This is a genomic window from Rheinheimera sp. ATLC3 (genome assembly GCF_059429535.1).
Map to the genome: position 1 here is coordinate 2,808,107 of NZ_CM182103.1, position 18,208 is coordinate 2,826,314.

Sequence of the window (18,208 nt, forward strand, 5' to 3'; positions counted from 1 at the left end):
GATTCTGTTGGTTCGCCTAAAGCGAGCTATAGTAGAGTCTGAATACATAATAATTTCTAAAAGCAGGGTGTTAACGACGTGCGCTGGTATGTTGGCTTTTATGCGCTGATGCTGCTTGGTTGCGTTTGTCTGACCAAGTCGCAGGCTATGGTGCTGAGTCAGGATGAGTATCTGTATCGTGTCTGGTCGGTAGAGTCCGGCTTACCACAGATTTCGGTTACCGCTATTGCCCAGGATGCACAGGGTTTTCTCTGGCTCGGCACGCAAAATGGCCTGACGCGGTTTGATGGCGTGCACTTTGATGTATTCAATACCGCCAATACCCCTGCGTTGTCGTCAAACCTGATTACGGCACTGCATATCGATCAGCAGCAGCGGCTCTGGATTGGCACGGTAAATGGCTTGATGCGTTATCAGCAGGGCCAGTTTACCCGGCTGGATCAGCAACAACCGTTGCAAGGCAATATTACCAGTTTTGCTGAGCTGTCAGATGGCACTATGTATGTTGGTGGTGCCCAGTTGTATCAATGGCAGGAGCCTCAGGCTGAGCTGACACCGGTTGCGGCACATAACGGCGCGGTATTTCAGTTGTTTCAGCAGCAGGATACCGTTTGGGTTGGTGCGTTAAATGGTTTTGGTATCTTAACGGCTGGCGGTTATCAATGGCACAGCGCACCACAAAACCTTGCCGGGCTTCAGATAAGCGAGTTGGCCAGACAAGACAGTGATCTCTATCTTGGCTCGAATCTTGGCTTGTTCCGCTGGCAGCGTGGACAATGGCAGGCGATGCCGTTGCCGGGACAGCCGGATGAAACCCGGATTGAGCTGCTGTATCTCGATCCTCAGCAGAAGTTGTGGGTTGCCAGTTATGACAAGTTGTATAGCCTGCAGCAGGGGCAATTGCAGCTGGCAGACAGCGTGCAGGGGCCAGTGGAAAGCTTCTCCTGGATAGAATCGATGCTACAAGACCGGCACGGTAATATCTGGCTTGGCAGCCACTCTCACGGCTTGAAGCGGCTGCGGCGGCCACCGACCCAAAGATTTAGTAAAGAGCAGGGCATCGCCGACCCTTATGTCTGGGCAGTACAGCCGTGGCAACAACATTTACTGGCTGGCACCAGCGGTGGCTTGTCGTTGTTGCAGCATGGCCGGTTTCAGCCACTGATGGCGAATCAGTATCTGCCCAGTGTATTTGTTTACAGTATGCTGCTGGACAGTGAGCAAAGGCTGTGGGTAGGCACCCGGGCCGGTCTCAGCCGGTTAGACGGAAAAAATCTGGCCTGGCAGCGTAATTATGCTGACATTTCTCATTTGCTGGTGACCACGCTGGCGCAGGAAGGTGAGCGTATCTGGGTGGGCACTAATGGCGGTCTGTTTTATCTGCAGGATGATGAGTTACAGCAACAACAGGTGCCGCAAGCACTGCAAGGGGCCAAAATACGCATAGTGCTGCCCGACAGCCGGCAAAGGTTATGGGTTGGTACCGAAAATGGTTTGTTCCTGCGCGACAAGGAGAGTTTTGCCCGGCTTGATAATATGCCGCTATCCGGTAGCTTTATCAGCATGGTAAAAGAGTTTGCTGACGGCAATATTTTGGTTGGCAGTTTTGACCAGGGTTTTGTATTGGGGCAACCCGGGAACTGGCGTTGGTTTACCCAGTTGCAGGGGTTACCCGGTAATGGCGTAATGCACGCAGAGTTAGTTGAAAATCAGTTGCTGATCAGTAACTTTCAGGGCTTTTACCGGGTGAATTATCCGGCCTTAAAGCAAGGCAGCGTGGAACAGCTCTATATGCTGGTGGACGACCGCCGGCCCGATGCAGAAACTGATTCGCACCGCTGTTGCAACGGAGCCGGCAGCAGTAAAGGTGTGGTACATCAAGGGCGGGTGTGGTACCCAACATTAAACGGCGTGCTGTCTTTACCTTTGCAACAACTTATCCAGCATGCGCCGGTACCTGAGCCGGTAATCAGAAGTTTATCTGCTGGTTCAGAGACCTATCGCAGTAATAACGTGCGTTTAGCCCCGGAGCAGAGCGACTGGCATTTTCGCTTTACCGCCCCTTATTTTGTGCATCCTTCATCAGTGCAGTTCCGCTATCAGCTGCATGGCTATGACAGCAACTGGATTGATGCCGGTACCCGGCGCGAAGCCTTTTATACCAACCTGCCGCCGGGACATTACACTTTTAGTGTACAGGTGCGCCAGGCAGCCGATTACCGCTGGAGCGACACCATCAGCATGAACGTAGAGCTCAGGCCATACTGGTACGAAACTGCCTGGGCCAGAGCACTGTTTTTACTATTGTTTTTACTGGCGTTTTGGGGGCTGTACCGCTGGCGGCTACATGCGATGGCCAATGCGCAGCAGCAACTGGCTGATCTGGTTGCGGCCCGCACCTCTGAATTGCATGCTGCGAACGAGAAGCTGCAACAGATGAGTATGCATGATGCACTGACGGGTCTGCACAACAGACATTATCTGGACACGAACATCCAGCAAATCCTAGCACGGGCAGATCGCCACGGCACACCACTGATCTGGGCACTGCTGGATTTAGATCACTTTAAACGGATTAATGACTCTTTTGGCCATCAGACCGGTGATGCCATTCTAACCACAGTGGCCGAGCTGTTAAGGCTTAATAGCCGCAGCTCTGACCACCTGATCCGCTGGGGCGGCGAGGAGTTTCTGCTGCTACTGGAACACAGTGATGATGCATTACAGGTCTTGCAGCGTATTCATCATGCTATTGGTAGCTACAACTGGCAGAAAAATATGGCATTGGAACAGCCTTTAACCTGTTCAATCGGGGCCGTTGCGCAACTGCCTGACGGCAGCTGGCAGCAAAGCCTGCGGCTGGCTGATCAGGCGCTGTACTGGGTAAAAGAGCATGGCCGTAATGGTTACATGCTATTGCATCCTGCATCAGGCGGCGCTTTATCAGCTGAAAACACTGATATCAGCGTATTGCTGGCGCAAGGTAAACTGCACGCCACCAGTAACAAAGACTTTACTGTAGCAGAAGCCTGACAATTGACGGCAACAGAGCTGTGGCTGTAAAGGCGGCAGCGGGCTGTGCTAAAATAGCGGCCTTTAATTTGTTGCAGTTGTTTCAGGAGAGCGCAGTGTCAGCACCCGCAGAGTCAGTTTTAGCATCATTATATCCACAGCCACTGTGGCAGTGGTTCGCCCGGATTTGCGCCATTCCGCACCCCTCTAAGCATGAACAGGCACTCAGTCAGCATATTCAGGGCTGGGCCCGCGATAAAGGATTAAGCCTGACAGAAGATAAGGTAGGTAACCTGATTATCCGCAAAAGTGCTACTGCAGGCATGGAAAACCGTAAACCTGTGGTGATCCAGGCACACCTGGATATGGTGCCGCAAAAGAACGCCGATAAAGTACACGACTTTACCAAAGATCCTATCGACGCTTATGTTGATGGTGACTGGGTAAAAGCCAACGGCACCACACTGGGTGCTGATAACGGTATTGGTATGGCGTCAGCTTTGGCGATTCTGGGCAGTGATGACATTAAGCACGGCCCGCTGGAAGTGCTGCTGACCGTTGATGAAGAAGCTGGCATGACCGGTGCTTTCGGTGTTGAGGCGGGTATGCTGCAGGCAGAGATCCTGATTAATACCGACTCAGAGCAGGAAGGCGAAATATACATGGGCTGCGCCGGCGGTGTTGATGCCGAGTTCAGCGTACCCGTGCAGTGGCAAGCTACTGCAGGCGATGTAACTGCATTTAACCTAAGCCTGACCGGACTAAAAGGCGGCCATTCCGGTGTTAATATTCACCTGGGCCGCGGTAATGCCAACAAACTGCTGGCACGGTTTTTAGCCGATAACGTCGCAGCATTAAATATCGCTGTCGCCGGTTTCAACGGCGGTTCTTTGCGCAATGCGATACCACGTGAAGCGAGCGTCACGTTAACCGTTCCGGCGGCAAACCTGGCCCAGCTGCAGCTGCAGGTCGCAGACTTTGAAGCCTTACTGCGCCAGGAGCTGGCAGCCGTTGAACCAGCCCTAACATTAAGCCTGACAGAACAGCCTTTACCACAAAAGGTGCTGACAACGGCGACTCAGCAAAGGTTGATCAATCTGTTAAATGTCTGCCCGAACGGCGTAATGCGCATGAGTGATGAGGTTGAAGGTGTTACCGAAACATCGCTGAACATGGGCGTTATTACCACCAAAGACAACAGCGTACAGGTACTGTGTTTAATCCGCTCGTTAATCGACAGCGGCCGTGAGCAGGTACAAAGTATGCTGGATTCACTGGCGCAGCTCTCGGGTGCTGAAGTGACGTTCAGTGGTGCTTATCCGGGCTGGAAACCGGACCCGGCATCGCCAATCATGGCGGTGGTAAAAGACACCTATCAGGCCATTTACAATAAAGAACCGGTCATTATGGTGATCCACGCCGGTTTAGAGTGCGGCCTGTTTAAAAAACCGTATCCGGATATGGATATGGTGTCTATCGGCCCGACTATCCGCTTTCCGCATGGGCCGGATGAAATGGTCAATATCACTACCGTAGGGCAATACTGGGAGTTGCTGCTGGCAGTATTGGAACGTATTCCAGAGCGCAGCTGAGCGGTCCGTTGTTAAGCAAAAAGCTAAGTGGGTAAACCGCTTAGCTTTTTTCTTTTCAGCACGCGTCTATTTGCTTAACTCTGACAAGGCTGTACTGCCGTGCGTGGCCGCAGCAGTTTCAGCAACTGTGGCAGCATTAAACCGCATAATACTATTGCCATGCCGCTTACTTGCACTGCTGTCACGGTTTGTCCCATCATCACAGCCGTAAGCGCAGCACATACCGGTATTAAGTTAAAAAACAACGCCGCCGGTGCTGAGCCCAACCGCTGTACTGCATTTAAAAAGAACACATAGCCCACCACAGTGCCAAATACACCTATATAGACAACTGCCATAATGCCTTGTAGTGGCAGGCTCAGCAGCTCTGTCACCGGATGGATATCGCCGTGAAAGCTGTTAAAGGCCAGAATAAACGCATCGCCGGCTAGCATGCTGACCAACGTAAAGGGTAACAAAGGTAACCAGCCCGCCACTTTTTGTGAGGCTGTGGTGTAGGCGGACCACAATAACATGGCGGCGATAACCGTCAGATCGCCCTGATTAAACTGAAATTGTGCCAGTGCCTGCCAGCTGCCATTAGTAATAACCAGCAACACGCCGGACAAGCCGATCGCCAGGCTCAGCGCTTGTGTTCTGCTTAACCATTTACGCGACAGCGCAGCAACCATCAGTGCGGTAACCAAAGGGCTTAGTGCCATCACTAAAGCGCCGTTGGTCGCCGCCGTGAGTTTTACGCCTGTAAACAGCAGTAAATTAAAGCCACCCACGCCCGCTACGCTGAGTACCAATAACCAGGCGTACTGTTTAATGCTAAGCCGGGGCCAGTGCTGGCGTTTAACCAGCAGACAAATCACCAGACACAGAGCAGCGATACTAAACCGCCACACCACCAGTGAGTTTTCAGACATTTGGCCCAGTACCAGCTTGGATACCGGGAATACGCTACCCCAACAAAAAATGCTGAGTAATAACAGAAAGATAGTAACAATGGGTGTTTGAGGTTTCATAAACTTGACCAGCTGTTTTTACTTGCCGTATAGTTTATTTGTTTCAAAATTAAAATATATAACGATATTTAGCAGGTTAAATGCCATAAATGAAACCTAATTACTCACTGGACGATATGCGGCTGTTCTGGTTAGTGGCAAAAGCGGGCAGTTTTCGTCAGGCGGCAGAGGTGGTTGGCATTCCGCCATCGACACTAAGCCGGCGCATTAACGCACTGGAGCAGGCATTAGGGCTGCGCCTACTGCACCGTGATGCGCATCGTATTAACCTGACTGGCACCGGCCAGCAATATTTTGAGCGCTGCGGCCCGCTGTTTAACGAACTGAATGATATTTCCGGCGATTTGCACGCTGAGAAGCATGAGCCAGCCGGAGCACTCAGAGTCGCTGTGCCGGTGAATACTATGTACCGCTGGCTTGCCACAGCATTGAACCAGTTTCAGCTGCGCTATCCGAAAATTGATTTAGATATCCGCATGTCAAACTGGGTGATTGATGTTGGCGAGCAGGCAATCGATTTAGCTATCCGGGTCGGCGAGCCTGCGCTGCAGGGCTGGATAGCACGGCCGCTAACCAATGTGCAGTCATTGCTGTGTGCCAGCAGCCAGGCTGTGCAGTGGCATCAGATCACGCACCCGTCTGAGCTGGTGCATTACCCTGTGGTGGTAAGTAGCCCAATCAACGTCTGGCGGTTTGAACACCAGCACTCTGAGCAGCAATTTGAATTCCGGCCGCAGGGTAATGTGCGGTTGTCCGTTGATGATATGAACATTGCTATGCAAGCCGTAGCCGCCGGAGTAGGTATCGGCTACTTACCCCGACGGGTGGTATTTGAACATATGCAGCAGGGTGAGCTGACGGCACTTGCGCCAGACTGGCAGGGGCCACTGCGTAAAACCTATCTGTTATACCGCGACCGCGATAACCAGCCGCTGCGCTTGCGTTTGTTAATTGAGCACCTGCTGCAAGTCGCACCGGCTGAATACTAGTAACATTTAGTTGTAAAAACGGGTGCACTAGTTTTACATGGTGGCTGTGTTTCCTCATTAGGGATGATTAAAATTTGAAGCTCAAATATCTTTTGTTACTGTGTGTCAGCTGTAGCGTGTTGTCTCAGGAGTTTGTTGATAAAGATGATGGTGCTGCAATAGGTAACGGCGGTATTCCATGGGAACTGTTTGTCGATCGGGGCAAATTACTGGGTTGTATTTACGACAGCCGCTTCTATTCGCTTGGATCTATTTTAGTTCTTGAATCCCTGCCACGAAAATGTGAGCTGGCATCTGATCGCACCGGTATGTGGTCTCAACTGTCTGAAGCTGAATTATTGCTGTTCAAAGAGAATATTGAAACGCAGCAAAAGCTGGAGCGTGAGTCGACCTATATTGGTAAAGAGCCGATTAACGAAGAAGAAGCCCGGGTGATAAGATACCTACGCCGGGCAAAAGATTTTGCAGATAAGCAAAAACGGTAATCGTTATTATGCTTGCAGCAAATATTCCAGCGCGCCGGTTACTGCCGCTACCTGCGCCTGAATACATTGCTCGGGTGTCGCGCTTGGGCTGTCCGGATACACTTCTGTGGTGCTAACCAAAGGTGCGTCAGTTACGCTACCACACAGGCCCAGTGTGGCTTTGGCGTAGTTAATCACGCCCGGTTGCTGCATGGGCTCACCGATTAATTTACCCTCGTCATCCGGCTCGGCAATATGGGTCACGTTAGCCACGCTGCTGATAATGGCTTTTTGCAAGGCCGGGCACGGGTGCTCAGCGTCATCCACGGTGTAAAAGCCATCAGGAATATTCCAGTTCTTATTCACTGTGCCATCTTGTGCTGCTTTCGCCGGGCGAAACTCGCTGTTATCTGAGTCAGTGGTTTCATGCAGGTCAATATGCAACGCAAACTGGCTATTCAGGCTGGCCAGGTATTGCTTTACCTGCTGCGCTTCGCTGGCTTTGCCGGTTTCGCCAAAGCTGCGGTTTGGGTCTATCGCTTGTGGATTCCAGCGGTTGATCGTTTCATAGCCCCAGGGGCTGATACAAGGCAGTACCAGGATATTCAGCTCGTCGCTGTAAGCTTTGGCCTTGGTTTGCAAAAAACGCAGTGCGCCATGCACGCCGCTGGTTTCATAGCCATGCACGCCGCCTGTTACTAAAACGGTGGGTTTATCGCTTTGCCAGTTGCGGCTTTTTACCGCAAACAACGGGTAGCTTTGTCCACAGACATGCTGATAGTCCAGCTCGCCGTATTGTTCAACGTTGAAGTCGTTTTTAAGCGCGGCTATAGCCGGTAGTACGTCGTCGAAAAAACTGCGTTTTATCTGTTGCTCGCTCAGCCAATGTGCTTTTTCAGCGTCTCCCCAGGGTTGGCCGACAGTGCCGATATGGTAAATTTTGTCCATTGGTAATCCTGTATTGTTTGTTGCGACATAGACGTTGACCAGCACTATACCACTTAGGGTACCGAAGCCTCCAATTAAGGGCGTTGAGCTGTTCACCTTGCCGGATCAATACAACCAGAATGCCGAAAACCCGCGTGCAAGTGAAAAAATATGTTTCATACTGAGTTACCGGCAGTAAAAAACTGACAGCAGCAGAATGATAAGGGAATCGCGGCCAAATACGGATTTGATAAGTTCAGCCAATCCTTTACTGGCAGGTGAAAAGCACCTGTTGGAAATGACAGCTCGTAATGCACCTTTGCCACAGATCCTGAATGCTCTGTGCTATCTGGTTGAGCAACTTATTCCAGATTGCCATTGCAGTATTGTGATGTTGGATAAATCCGGCGGGCATTTGCGTCAGTGTATCGCCCCTAACCTGCCGCAAGCGTACAGCGAGTTTCTGGTGGGCCAGCAGGTACAGGCCGCCGCCGGGCCTTGTGCACTTGCTGCGAAGCTGAAGCAGCAAGTGGTTATTGCTGATGTGGCGGGTGAAATCAGTGCTTCATTGCAGGAATGGTGTCAGCATGCGCTGCTGCACAATCTGCGGGCTTGCTGGTCAACCCCTATATTATCTTCTGACAACGCTGCGTTGGGCAGTTTCGCTATCTATTATGAAAAGCCCCATCAGCCCAATGCACAACAACAATACCTGATTGAGCAGTTTGTGCACCTTGCCAGTATTGCGATTGAACGTAGGCAAGCTGCAGCTGCTTTGCAGGCTTCTGAAAAACTGGCGCGAGATCAGTTACAGGCGTTGACCAGTATGCTGGATTCAATGGCACTGGAGGCAGATCCTGACAAACTGATCGAACATGTGTTACGCACTATTACCTCCCATTTAGGGGCTGTCAGTTGTTGTGTCTGGTTGCAGGATACTGCTTCACCTTTGATGGCCTTTGCCTATGGTTTTGAACACGACAGATTACTGAACCGTAACGATGCCAGCCTGAGCAGCATTTTTCCAGTGCTGGACTTACAACAGCATTGGCCAAACCTGCGGCAAACCCGGCAGCCGTTGGTGCTGGCGGACATTCGCAGTGTACCTGACTTTCCATGCCGTCAGCGTCAGCTGGAGCTCGGGGTGCGTGCCATGCTGATTGTGCCGATACTAGTGTCAGGGCAGGTTGAAGGGATCCTGGCGGCAGGCTTTACCTCTTTGCGGCAGTTTTTAGCCGAAGAGTTAGTACTGGCGCAGGCTTTGGCACATCAGACTATGCTGGTGCTGCAATTATCTCGCCTGTCTTTACGAAACCAGCAGGCTGCTATAGTTGCAGAGCGATGCCGGCTTGCCCGGGATATACACGATACGCTGGCGCAGGGCATGACAGGGGTTATTCTGCAATTAGAAGCCGCGGCCGATGCCCTTGGTAGCGGCTACGCAGTGCAATTAGAACAACATTTGTTGCGGGCAAATAATCTGGCCAGGCAAAGTCTGCAGGAAACTAAACGTTCAGTGCAAGCGCTGCGGCCACTGGCGCTGGAAGATAAAAGTCTTGGCGTCGCACTACGCGAACTATGTGAAACGGTACTGGCCGGACATGCTATCCGGCTGCAATATACAGAGCAGGGCATAGCGCCTTGTTTACCTCAGATACAGGAGGACAATATTCTGCGCATTGTGCAGGAGGTACTGACAAATTGCCTGCGTTACGCCAGAGCCAGCGAGTTTGCCCTGAGTGCTCGTTATGCCGTCAGTGAACTTGAGCTAATACTGCAAGATAACGGCTGTGGCTTTGATCTGTTCAGTGCCAGCGATGGTTATGGCCTTACCGGCATTCGTGAGCGGGCGCAGCTGATGGGGGCAGAGGTGCAGATATATAGCTCCGCTGTCTCAGGTACGCGGTTGGAGTTAAGGCTACCGATACTGGACGTTTAGGAAGGAAGCACTTATGTCATCTGTTCAGTCGCATTTTGCTCAGCCAATAAAGGTATTAATTGCCGACGATCATGTCACTGTACTGGAAGGATTGGCAGCTATTATCGGTCGTCAGCCCGATATGTGTGTGGTAGCTCAGGCGTCAGACGGGGCTATGGCGGTTAGGCTGTGGCAACAACACAGGCCTGACCTGGCATTATTTGACCTGCGAATGCCGTATTTGGATGGCGCAGAAGCCATTGCCGAAATCCGCAGGTCTGACACTGCTGCCAGGGTTGTTTTGCTTAGCACCTTTAACACTGATAGTGATGTCTGCCGTGCGATTAAAGCCGGCGCCAAAGGATACTTGCAAAAAGAGGCCCGGCGCGAAGAGCTATTGCAATGTATCCGCACTGTACATGCCGGCCAACTGGTATTTCCGGCTGATATTGCCAGCAGGCTGGCCAGTGAGCTTGCTGAGCAGCCACTGACAGAGCGGGAGCAGGCTGTGTTGTCGCTTTTGGCATCGGGTAAAAGTAACCGAGAGATGGCGACAGCGCTTTATATCAGTGAAACAACGGTAAAAACACACCTGCGAAATATTTTCACCAAGCTCAACGTTATCAGCCGTACCGAAGCTATTGCTACCGCGTTACGCCGTGGGTTGATCCAACTTTGAACGGCTTCGAAACCTTTAAAATCAAGGCGACTCCGCCAAAAGAATGATATTTCACTCGTCCGATACTAGTAGCTAAAAAGCATTCTTTGGTGGCATGGCGTTCTGTTGCTTTTCGCCGGATGCTTAACAGGTGCTCCGTCTTACCTTGTTTTAGGTTTGCGTTAATAAGTCATTGGGTTGCCGTGTCGAAGCGCTGTTTTGTGGCAATGTTAACAAAGGAATGACTTATGAACGACAACGCTTTTACCGCTCAGCCTGCCAGTAAACCGCGGCGGCAATTTCTCAAAACCGGCGCTGGTCTGGCTGCTGCCGCCAGCCTGACAGCTGTCAGTGCAGCAGTACCTGTCGCTAACGCTTCCCAGAAAGTAACCTCACAAGGAAACCAGGCTATGAGCATGATCACCACTTCTGATGGCACCCAGATTTTCTACAAAGACTGGGGCAAGGGGCAGCCCATTTTGTTCAGCCATGGCTGGCCGCTGACCAGTGATGACTGGGACAACCAGCTGGTATTCTTTGGCAAGCAGGGCTATCGCGTTATTGCCCATGACAGGCGTAGCCACGGCCGCTCTTCGCAAACCTGGGATGGCAATCATATGGATCAGTATGCAGACGATCTGGCAGAACTGATTAACAAGCTTGACCTGAAAAACCTTGTGATGATTGGCCACTCTACCGGCGGCGGTGAGGTCGCGCATTATCTCGGGCGCCATGGTACTTCGCGTGTAGCTAAGGTGGTGCTGGTAGGTGCGGTGCCGCCATTAATGCTGAAAACTGCCAACAACCCCAAAGGTTTACCGATAGATGTGTTTGATGGTATCCGCAAAGGCACGCTGGATGACCGCTCGCAGTTTTACAAGGATGTGACCATTCCGTTTTACGGCTATAACCGGCCCGGTGCCAAGATATCTGAAGGCGTACGCGACTCATTCTGGCTGCAGGGCATGATGGGCGGTTTACAAGGTCAGCTTGATTGTATCCGGGAATTTTCCGAAGTGGATTACAGCGACGATCTGAGAAAAATCGATAAGCCAACGCTGATCCTGCACGGCGACGATGATCAGATAGTCCCGATAGAAGCGTCCGCACTAGAGTCGGCCAAACTGGTCAAAAACGCCACTCTGAAAATATACAAAGGCTCATCCCACGGACTGGCCAAAATTGAAGCTGACCGCTTTAACCAGGATGTACTGGCCTTTATTAAATCCTGACGGGCAAGGCGGTGACAGCATCCTGAACTATTTAGCCGTGGCTTGGTGGTTGAGCTTTATAGGTAATCAACATGACAGCACTTAAACTGACTCATGCTAACGGTGCGCCGGTAGCTGACAATACGAATATTCGTACCGCCGGTGCCCGTGGCCCGGCTTTACTGGAAGATATCTGGCTAATTGAAAAACTGGCCCATTTTGACAGGGAAGTTATACCTGAGCGGCGCATGCACGCAAAGGGCGCGGGTGCCTATGGCACCTTTACTGTGACTGGCGATATCAGTGCTTACAGCCGGGCTGCGTTATTCAGCCAGGTTGGTAAGCAAACGCCGGTATTTCTGCGGTTTTCCACTGTGGCCGGCGAGCGTGGTGCGGCCGATGCAGAGCGCGATATCCGTGGCTTTGCGGTGAAGTTTTATACTGAAGAAGGTAATTGGGATTTGGTGGGGAATAATACACCGGTATTTTTCTTTCGCGATCCGCTGCAGTTTTCTGATCTGAACCATGTGGTAAAGCGGGACCCTCGCACCGGCGTGCACAATGCACAAAGTAACTGGGATTTCTGGACGTTGTTGCCGGAGGCCTTGCATCAGGTCACTATTTTGATGAGCGACCGCGGCATTCCGCGCAGTTACCGCCATATGCATGGTTTTGGCAGCCATACGTTCAGTTTTACCAATGCTGCCAGGCAGCGACACTGGGTGAAGTTTCATTTTCAGTCACAACAACCGATTGAGAACCTGACCAATGCGCAGGCCGCTGCCGTTATCGGGCAGGATCGGGAGTCGCACCTGCGTGATCTGTACGACAGCATTGCTGCCGGACAATATCCGCGCTGGACCTTGTCAGTACAGCTGATGACTGAGCAGCAGGCCGCCCGCCATAAGCATAATCCGTTTGATCTGACCAAAGTCTGGCCGAAAGCTGATTATCCGCTGCACGAAGTAGGTGTGCTGGAGTTAAACCAGAACCCGCAAAACTATTTTGCGGAAGTCGAGCAAGCCGCGTTTTCTCCGGCGAATGTGGTACCCGGTATTGGCTTTTCGCCCGACAAAATGTTACAGGCCAGGTTGTTTTCGTATGGCGATACCCAGCGTTACAGGCTTGGCGTGAACTTTAACCATATACCGGTAAATGCGCCGCGTTGCCCGTTTCATAGCTACCATCGTGACGGCTCAATGCGCACAGACGGTAATCTGGGCGCTACCGTCAGTTATGCGCCGGATTCTGAGGCGACCTGGCAGGATACGCCGGCGCTGTCTGAGCCGCCGTTGCCACTAACCGGCGAGGCCGATCATTGGGATCACCGGGTGGATGAAGATCATTACGAACAGCCGGGGTTATTGTTCCGGCTGATGTCAGTAACCCAGCAGCAAGCGCTTATCAGCAATACTGTCGCCAGCTTGTATGGTGTCAGTGAAGAGGTGCAGCGCCGGCATGTAGCCAATTGCACAAAAGCAGATGCCCAATACGGCACCATGCTGCAGCGCGCGCTGGAGCTGGAAATGTAGCTGGCAGCAGCCAGCGGGGAGATGAAGATGGACACCTATTTGTTTATTCATGTGGTACTGAGTTTTATCGGATTGCTTAGCGGTTTGGTGGTGATGCTGAGCATGCTCAGCGGCCGGCATAGCCCGGTCTGGACGCTGCTGTTTTTGCTCAGCACCGCACTAACCAGCCTGACTGGCTTTATTTTGCCGGCAGACAAACTGTTGCCCTCGCATATTGTGGGTTTGTTGTCGCTGCTGGTGCTGGGGTTTGCTGTTCACGGCTATTACATCGAAAAACTGCAGCGGCGCTGGCGGCTGATATATGCCATCAGTGCAACTATTGCATTTTATTTCAATAGCTTCGTTGCGGTAGTGCAGGCATTTTTGAAGATACCGGCGTTGTATCAGTTGGCGCCAACGCAAACTGAACTGCCTTTTATAGTAGCGCAGGCACTATTGTTATTACTGTTTGTTATTGCCGGGTTATTAGCGGCAAAACGGCTGCCGGCTCTGGCCCCATCACGTATGGGCATGCAGCATATCTGAGTCAGGTACACCGTTGTTTTATATAACAAGGTCACCGTACAAGGAGAGCAATATGCAACTGAACAATGAAGTTGTCTTTATCAGCGGCGCTAATCGCGGTCTGGGGCTGGCGTTTGCCCGCGAGGCGTTGGCACGCGGTGCTAAAAAAGTCTATGCCGGCGCGCGCAAACCAGAAAGTGTCACGCTGGCAGGGGTGATTCCGCTAAAGGTGGATGTTACCAATCAGCAGGATATTGCAGATGCTGCCAGACAGTGCCCGGACGTAACTGTGCTGATTAACAATGCCGGCATTGCTGAAACCGGCAGTTTTTTAACTGACGGGGCTGAAGCAATGTTGCTGCGGCAGATTGAGGTTAATGTGTTAGGCCCGCTACGTTTAACCCGCGCTTTTGCGCCTGTGCTGGCCAATCAGGGTGGCGGCGCTGTGATTAATGTGCTGTCGGTTGCCAGTTGGATCACCGGGCCCTTGCTGGCTACTTATGCGGCGACTAAATCTGCTGCCTGGTCGCTAACTAATGCACTAAGGCAAGAGCTGGCCCCACAGCAGACTCATGTGCTTGGGCTGCACGCCGGCTTTATTGACACCGATCTCACCACGGAGCTGGATGTACCCAAAGCGTCACCTCAGTCAATTGTGACAGCTGCGTTTGATGGTCTGCAGCAAGGCGCTATGCAGGTGCTGGCCGACGATATCACTAAGCAGGTGCATCAGGCGCTGTCAGCGCACCCGCAGGTGTATTTAATGGCCGCGGAGTAAGGCCGCGACAGTATTGTTCCAGCTGTGGATGTTAAATAGCGCAACTACCACCCTGTTGCAACCAGATTGTCTGTTGCGGTGCGCTGGCATCCAGTACGTCAATGTGCTCAATCTGCAGCAGGGGGATTTCAATGCTGTCGCTGTCCTGCTGCAACAACAAAAACTCTTGTTGTGCATTGCTGCGGGTGTCGTATGCGGTGCCCTGAACGGTCGAACCGTCGAGCAGGTGTACAGCGACCGGGTAACGGCGCATGCAGATGATTTCTATATGATCATGTAAATCGCAGGCTAGAACATTGGGGGACATGTTGACTCCGGGTAAAGGTAACAGTAAGGGCGGTAGTCATGTAATAGCGCCGAATATTGTGCTCGTCAAATTCATCACTAAATGCTTAGCTTGCTAACTATTTAAAGGTTGTGTAAAATACTTAGCATGCTAACTAATTGCTGGGTGTATGATGACTGACACCACTGATCTGAATGATATGAAAGCCATGTTGCAAGTGCCGCTGGGCAACCAGATAGGCCGTGTGCACCGCTTATGGCGCAGTGCTATTAGCGCTGCCGTGCAATCACTGGATATGACCGAAGCCCGCTGGACTGCCATGCTGCACTTGCAGCTGTTAGGCGAGGGCGCAACGCAACAGGCGCTGGCGCAGGAGTTAGGGATTGAGATGCCGTCGTTAACCCGCACGCTTGGCCAACTGGTTGAACTGGATATGCTGGAGCGGCGGCCACACCCAACCGACAAAAGAGCACACTGCCTGTATTTTACGCCTGCCGGCCAAAAAACACTGACTAAACTGATTGAACGCACGATGCAGATAAGGCAGGCGCTGTATCGGGATTTAACACCGGCTGCCGTGCAGCAGCTGATGCAGGCGCTGGACCTGATGGAGCGCAACGCCCGAACGTTACTGGCCACAACAGCAGCAGCCACCGCAGTGGAGGATAGCCTATGACACCGGATCAGGTTTTTAAACGCTGGGTGCACGGTGCGATCGTCGTCTTTGTTGTCGCCTTTGTGTATTTTATTGTCGCCGATATCTGGTTACCACTCAGTGCCCAGGCCAGGGTGATGCACCCGGTCGTGGGTATTGCTCCGGACGTGAGCGGCCAGGTAACACAGGTGCTGGTGCAGAATAATCAGCAGGTAAAAACCGGTGACATTTTATTTAGTCTGGACAAGCAAAGCTACCAGTTAGCAGTGGACAAAGCTGAACTGGCGCTGGAGGGCGCACAGCAGGAAAATGCCCAGCTGGACGCCGCTATTGCTTCGGCCCAGGCCAGTGTCGCAGCGTATCAGGCTCAGGCTGATGAACTGGGGCTGGAGGTTAAGCGGCTGCAGCAGTTAATTGGTTCACGTAGCGTGTCGCAGCAGCAACTGGATAAAGCCGCTGCCAATTATCAGGCAGCGCTGGCACAAGTTGATGCGGCCAAAGCGCAGGCACATGAGCTGGTCGTGCGCCGGGGCGAGCAGGGCGAGGCTAACTTACTGTTACGCCAGGCCGCTAATGCGTTGGCGAATGCACGGTTAAACCTGCAGTACACCGATGTGCGCGCCAAGGTAGATGGTGTGATGACCAACCTGCAGCTGGTACCGGGCAATTACGCGACAGCAGGTAAAACGCTGGCTGCACTGGTGGCGAGTAAGGCCGATATTATTGCTGACTTCAGGGAGAAATCGCTGACTAAAGTTAAAGCTGGCACAGCAGCCAGTGTGATGTTCGATGGCTTGCCGGGGCAGGTATTTGCCGCGACGGTGCGAGCTATCGATGCCGGTGTCAAAGATGGCCAGCTTAACGCGGATGGCAGCCTGGCGAACCCGGAAAGTTCTGACCGCTGGGTGCGTGATGCGCAGTATTTACGCTTACACCTGACACTGGATGACAACGACGCGGTGTTGGCCGCGTTGCCTACCGGTGCCCGCGCGACTGTGCAGCTTTACCCTGCCGCAGGCCCGGCGCGTTGGTTGGGGCAGGCGCAGGCACGCTTTATCAGCCTGTTGCATTACATCTATTAAGGGGCAAAGCATGTCTTCGCCCGCCAGTATTACTCACCCAAAACTGCAGCTTAGCAGCAATGATGTCAGGCAGTGTCTGCGCATTGCCTTTGGCGGCACACTGGGCTTTGTTGTGTGCAAACTGATGGACTGGAATTACGGCACCTTTTTTGCCGTCAATCCGATGCTGTTACTCGGGCTGGTGCCGGTATTAAATGCGCATGTGGTCCGTCAGTTTATTGCCGGTATTTTGTTTGTCAGTGTCAGTGTGTTACTGGTACAGGGGCTGTTTGGCGACAAACCCGGCCTGATGACATTGCTGGTGGTTCTGCAGTTTGGTTTTTTATTCCGTTGTATGACACAAGGCGTATATTTTTTATTTGGTGCCACCACCCTGGTCGGCTTGTCGATGCAACTGCATTTTGCCAGTTATCCGGCACCGCTGACCCATGTTGGTGATATCGTGATGTCGAATCTGGTGGCCGGTGTCTTTACGTTGTTTGTTACCTTTTTGATGTATACCTTGTTTCCGGATACCTCACCGCGCGCTGCTCGCCAGATGCCGGCTAAGCCGCTGAGCAACCAACGCCATGAAGTGATCCTGGCAACAACGGTGGCAACCCTGTCGTTTATGGTATTTCAAAGCTTTGATCTGATTGATTCACTGTCGGCACAGATAGCATCGGTACTGGTGTTGTTTCCGCTAAACTGGCACGGCGCCGGTAAAGCAGGCTGGAACCGTGCGGTTGGTACCCTGGTGGGGTGTAATGTCGGTCTGGCTATTCAGCTGTTGCTGTATAGCCATTCGAATATTTTGCTGTTTGTCACGCTGGCGATGTGGGTCAGTATTATGCTGTTTGCCCGTCATCATATGTTTGAGGGCGGCCAGTCCGGTGCTGGTTTTGGCGCCATGACAACGATGGGGATTTTATTCGGCCAGTATCTGACGCCACAAAGTGATCTGGTGTACAGCGCTTTGTACCGCTTCAGTTCAGTCGCTATTTCGGTGGTTTGTACGCTGATTGCGGTGTATCTGATGCATCAGTTGTTAAACCGCTTCGCCGCCACACGCTTAGAGTTACCCTAGCCAGCGTTGAAACCGTCCGGGGGGAGCTGCAGCGTTTTCTGCCCTGCTGTGCTTTACTGTTGCTATGTTGCCGGTGTTTTTGCCCGGGCAAAGCAGTGCAAAGGACAGTATGATGACAAAAACAACCTTGTCGATTGACAGCGAGTTTGTGGTGTTAAACCCGAACCAGCAGGCATCCGTTGAGTTGGCTGACGGTGAGTTATATCAGCGGCTGGATTCAGCCTATAACGGCTTTGCCGGCCATCAGTTGGTGTCGTGTTACGCATTCAGTGCTAACTGGCCAAGCTGGGAGAGGCATCCGAACGGTGATGAAATCGTGATCCTGTTAAGCGGCCAGACGGAGTTTATTCTGCAAACCGACGATGGCGATGTCAGTATTAAGCTAAGCCGGCAGGGCGAATATGTGCTGGTTCCTCGTAATGTCTGGCATACCGCCAGAACAGAGAGCAGTTGTAAATTGTTGTTTATCACCCCGGGTGAAGGCACCGAACACCGGCCTGTTTAAATACTGCAACATGAGCGTA

At 52.2% G+C, this 18,208-nt stretch carries 17 protein-coding genes; 14 read left to right on the plus strand and 3 right to left on the minus strand.

What is annotated here, in order from left to right:
- Positions 1 to 78: 78 nt before the first annotated feature.
- Together AC5SV9_RS13005 and AC5SV9_RS13010 are read left to right on the plus strand one after the other, a co-directional pair.
- Positions 79 to 3,033, plus strand: coding sequence for a ligand-binding sensor domain-containing protein (locus AC5SV9_RS13005; protein WP_475149719.1), 2,955 nt, complete (start codon positions 79 to 81; stop codon positions 3,031 to 3,033).
- Between the two features lie 95 nt (positions 3,034 to 3,128).
- Positions 3,129 to 4,604 carry an aminoacyl-histidine dipeptidase gene (locus tag AC5SV9_RS13010; protein WP_475149717.1) on the plus strand — a complete coding sequence of 492 codons (1,476 nt, stop codon included), beginning with the start codon at positions 3,129 to 3,131 and terminating at the stop codon, positions 4,602 to 4,604.
- A gap of 74 nt (positions 4,605 to 4,678) precedes the next feature.
- Here the strand turns inward: AC5SV9_RS13010 and AC5SV9_RS13015 are convergent, their stop codons facing one another.
- Positions 4,679 to 5,614 carry a DMT family transporter gene (locus AC5SV9_RS13015; protein ID WP_475149716.1) on the minus strand — a complete coding sequence of 312 codons (936 nt, stop codon included), beginning with the start codon at positions 5,612 to 5,614 and terminating at the stop codon, positions 4,679 to 4,681.
- A gap of 89 nt (positions 5,615 to 5,703) precedes the next feature.
- On the opposite strand from AC5SV9_RS13015, the gene AC5SV9_RS13020 reads away from it, so the two are divergent.
- Both AC5SV9_RS13020 and AC5SV9_RS13025 read left to right on the plus strand, forming a co-directional pair.
- Entirely contained in the window at positions 5,704 to 6,603 is a 900-nt protein-coding gene (locus AC5SV9_RS13020; RefSeq protein ID WP_475149714.1) for a LysR family transcriptional regulator, read from the plus strand.
- Between the two features lie 74 nt (positions 6,604 to 6,677).
- Complete coding sequence (locus AC5SV9_RS13025; protein WP_273021913.1) at positions 6,678 to 7,088, plus strand: hypothetical protein; 411 nt, start codon at positions 6,678 to 6,680, stop codon at positions 7,086 to 7,088.
- Between the two features lie 6 nt (positions 7,089 to 7,094).
- On the opposite strand, the gene AC5SV9_RS13030 is transcribed toward AC5SV9_RS13025, so the two are convergent.
- On the minus strand, positions 7,095 to 8,015 hold the full coding sequence (locus AC5SV9_RS13030) for a M14 family metallopeptidase (RefSeq protein ID WP_475149712.1): 921 nt from the start codon (positions 8,013 to 8,015) through the stop codon (positions 7,095 to 7,097).
- Positions 8,016 to 8,211: 196 nt separating this feature from the next.
- Between AC5SV9_RS13030 and AC5SV9_RS13035 the strand changes: the two genes are divergently transcribed.
- The 6 genes from AC5SV9_RS13035 to AC5SV9_RS13060 all read left to right on the plus strand — a co-directional run bounded on the left by AC5SV9_RS13035 (position 8,212) and on the right by AC5SV9_RS13060 (position 14,595).
- A complete protein-coding gene (locus tag AC5SV9_RS13035) occupies positions 8,212 to 9,933 on the plus strand; it encodes a GAF domain-containing protein (protein WP_475149710.1) in 1,722 nt (573 codons plus the stop codon).
- A gap of 13 nt (positions 9,934 to 9,946) precedes the next feature.
- Complete coding sequence (locus tag AC5SV9_RS13040) at positions 9,947 to 10,591, plus strand: response regulator (RefSeq protein ID WP_475149708.1); 645 nt, start codon at positions 9,947 to 9,949, stop codon at positions 10,589 to 10,591.
- 227 nt (positions 10,592 to 10,818) lie between these two features.
- Positions 10,819 to 11,802 (plus strand): alpha/beta fold hydrolase, encoded by a 984-nt coding sequence (locus tag AC5SV9_RS13045; RefSeq protein ID WP_475149706.1) that lies wholly within the window; start codon positions 10,819 to 10,821, stop codon positions 11,800 to 11,802.
- A gap of 71 nt (positions 11,803 to 11,873) precedes the next feature.
- A complete protein-coding gene (locus tag AC5SV9_RS13050; protein ID WP_475149704.1) occupies positions 11,874 to 13,313 on the plus strand; it encodes a catalase in 1,440 nt (479 codons plus the stop codon).
- 27 nt (positions 13,314 to 13,340) lie between these two features.
- Positions 13,341 to 13,838, plus strand: a complete 498-nt coding sequence (locus AC5SV9_RS13055) for a hypothetical protein (protein ID WP_475149702.1) — start codon at positions 13,341 to 13,343, stop codon at positions 13,836 to 13,838.
- Positions 13,839 to 13,890: 52 nt separating this feature from the next.
- Positions 13,891 to 14,595 (plus strand): SDR family oxidoreductase, encoded by a 705-nt coding sequence (locus AC5SV9_RS13060; protein ID WP_475149700.1) that lies wholly within the window; start codon positions 13,891 to 13,893, stop codon positions 14,593 to 14,595.
- A gap of 31 nt (positions 14,596 to 14,626) precedes the next feature.
- On the opposite strand, the gene AC5SV9_RS13065 is transcribed toward AC5SV9_RS13060, so the two are convergent.
- A complete protein-coding gene (locus AC5SV9_RS13065) occupies positions 14,627 to 14,902 on the minus strand; it encodes a Rho-binding antiterminator (protein ID WP_475149698.1) in 276 nt (91 codons plus the stop codon).
- A 148-nt stretch (positions 14,903 to 15,050) separates the two neighbouring features.
- Between AC5SV9_RS13065 and AC5SV9_RS13070 the strand changes: the two genes are divergently transcribed.
- The 4 genes from AC5SV9_RS13070 (at position 15,051) to AC5SV9_RS13085 (ending at position 18,189) form a co-directional block, all read left to right on the plus strand.
- Positions 15,051 to 15,557, plus strand: coding sequence for a MarR family winged helix-turn-helix transcriptional regulator (locus AC5SV9_RS13070; protein WP_495473514.1), 507 nt, complete (start codon positions 15,051 to 15,053; stop codon positions 15,555 to 15,557).
- On the plus strand, positions 15,554 to 16,618 hold the full coding sequence (locus AC5SV9_RS13075; RefSeq protein ID WP_475149694.1) for an HlyD family secretion protein: 1,065 nt from the start codon (positions 15,554 to 15,556) through the stop codon (positions 16,616 to 16,618). Before AC5SV9_RS13070 ends, AC5SV9_RS13075 begins: the two co-directional genes overlap by 4 nt.
- Positions 16,619 to 16,628: 10 nt before the next feature.
- Positions 16,629 to 17,684: a DUF2955 domain-containing protein gene (locus tag AC5SV9_RS13080; protein WP_475149692.1), complete on the plus strand. Its 1,056-nt coding sequence runs from the start codon at positions 16,629 to 16,631 to the stop codon at positions 17,682 to 17,684.
- 109 nt (positions 17,685 to 17,793) lie between these two features.
- Positions 17,794 to 18,189 carry a cupin domain-containing protein gene (locus AC5SV9_RS13085; RefSeq protein ID WP_475149691.1) on the plus strand — a complete coding sequence of 132 codons (396 nt, stop codon included), beginning with the start codon at positions 17,794 to 17,796 and terminating at the stop codon, positions 18,187 to 18,189.
- Positions 18,190 to 18,208 lie beyond the last annotated feature (19 nt).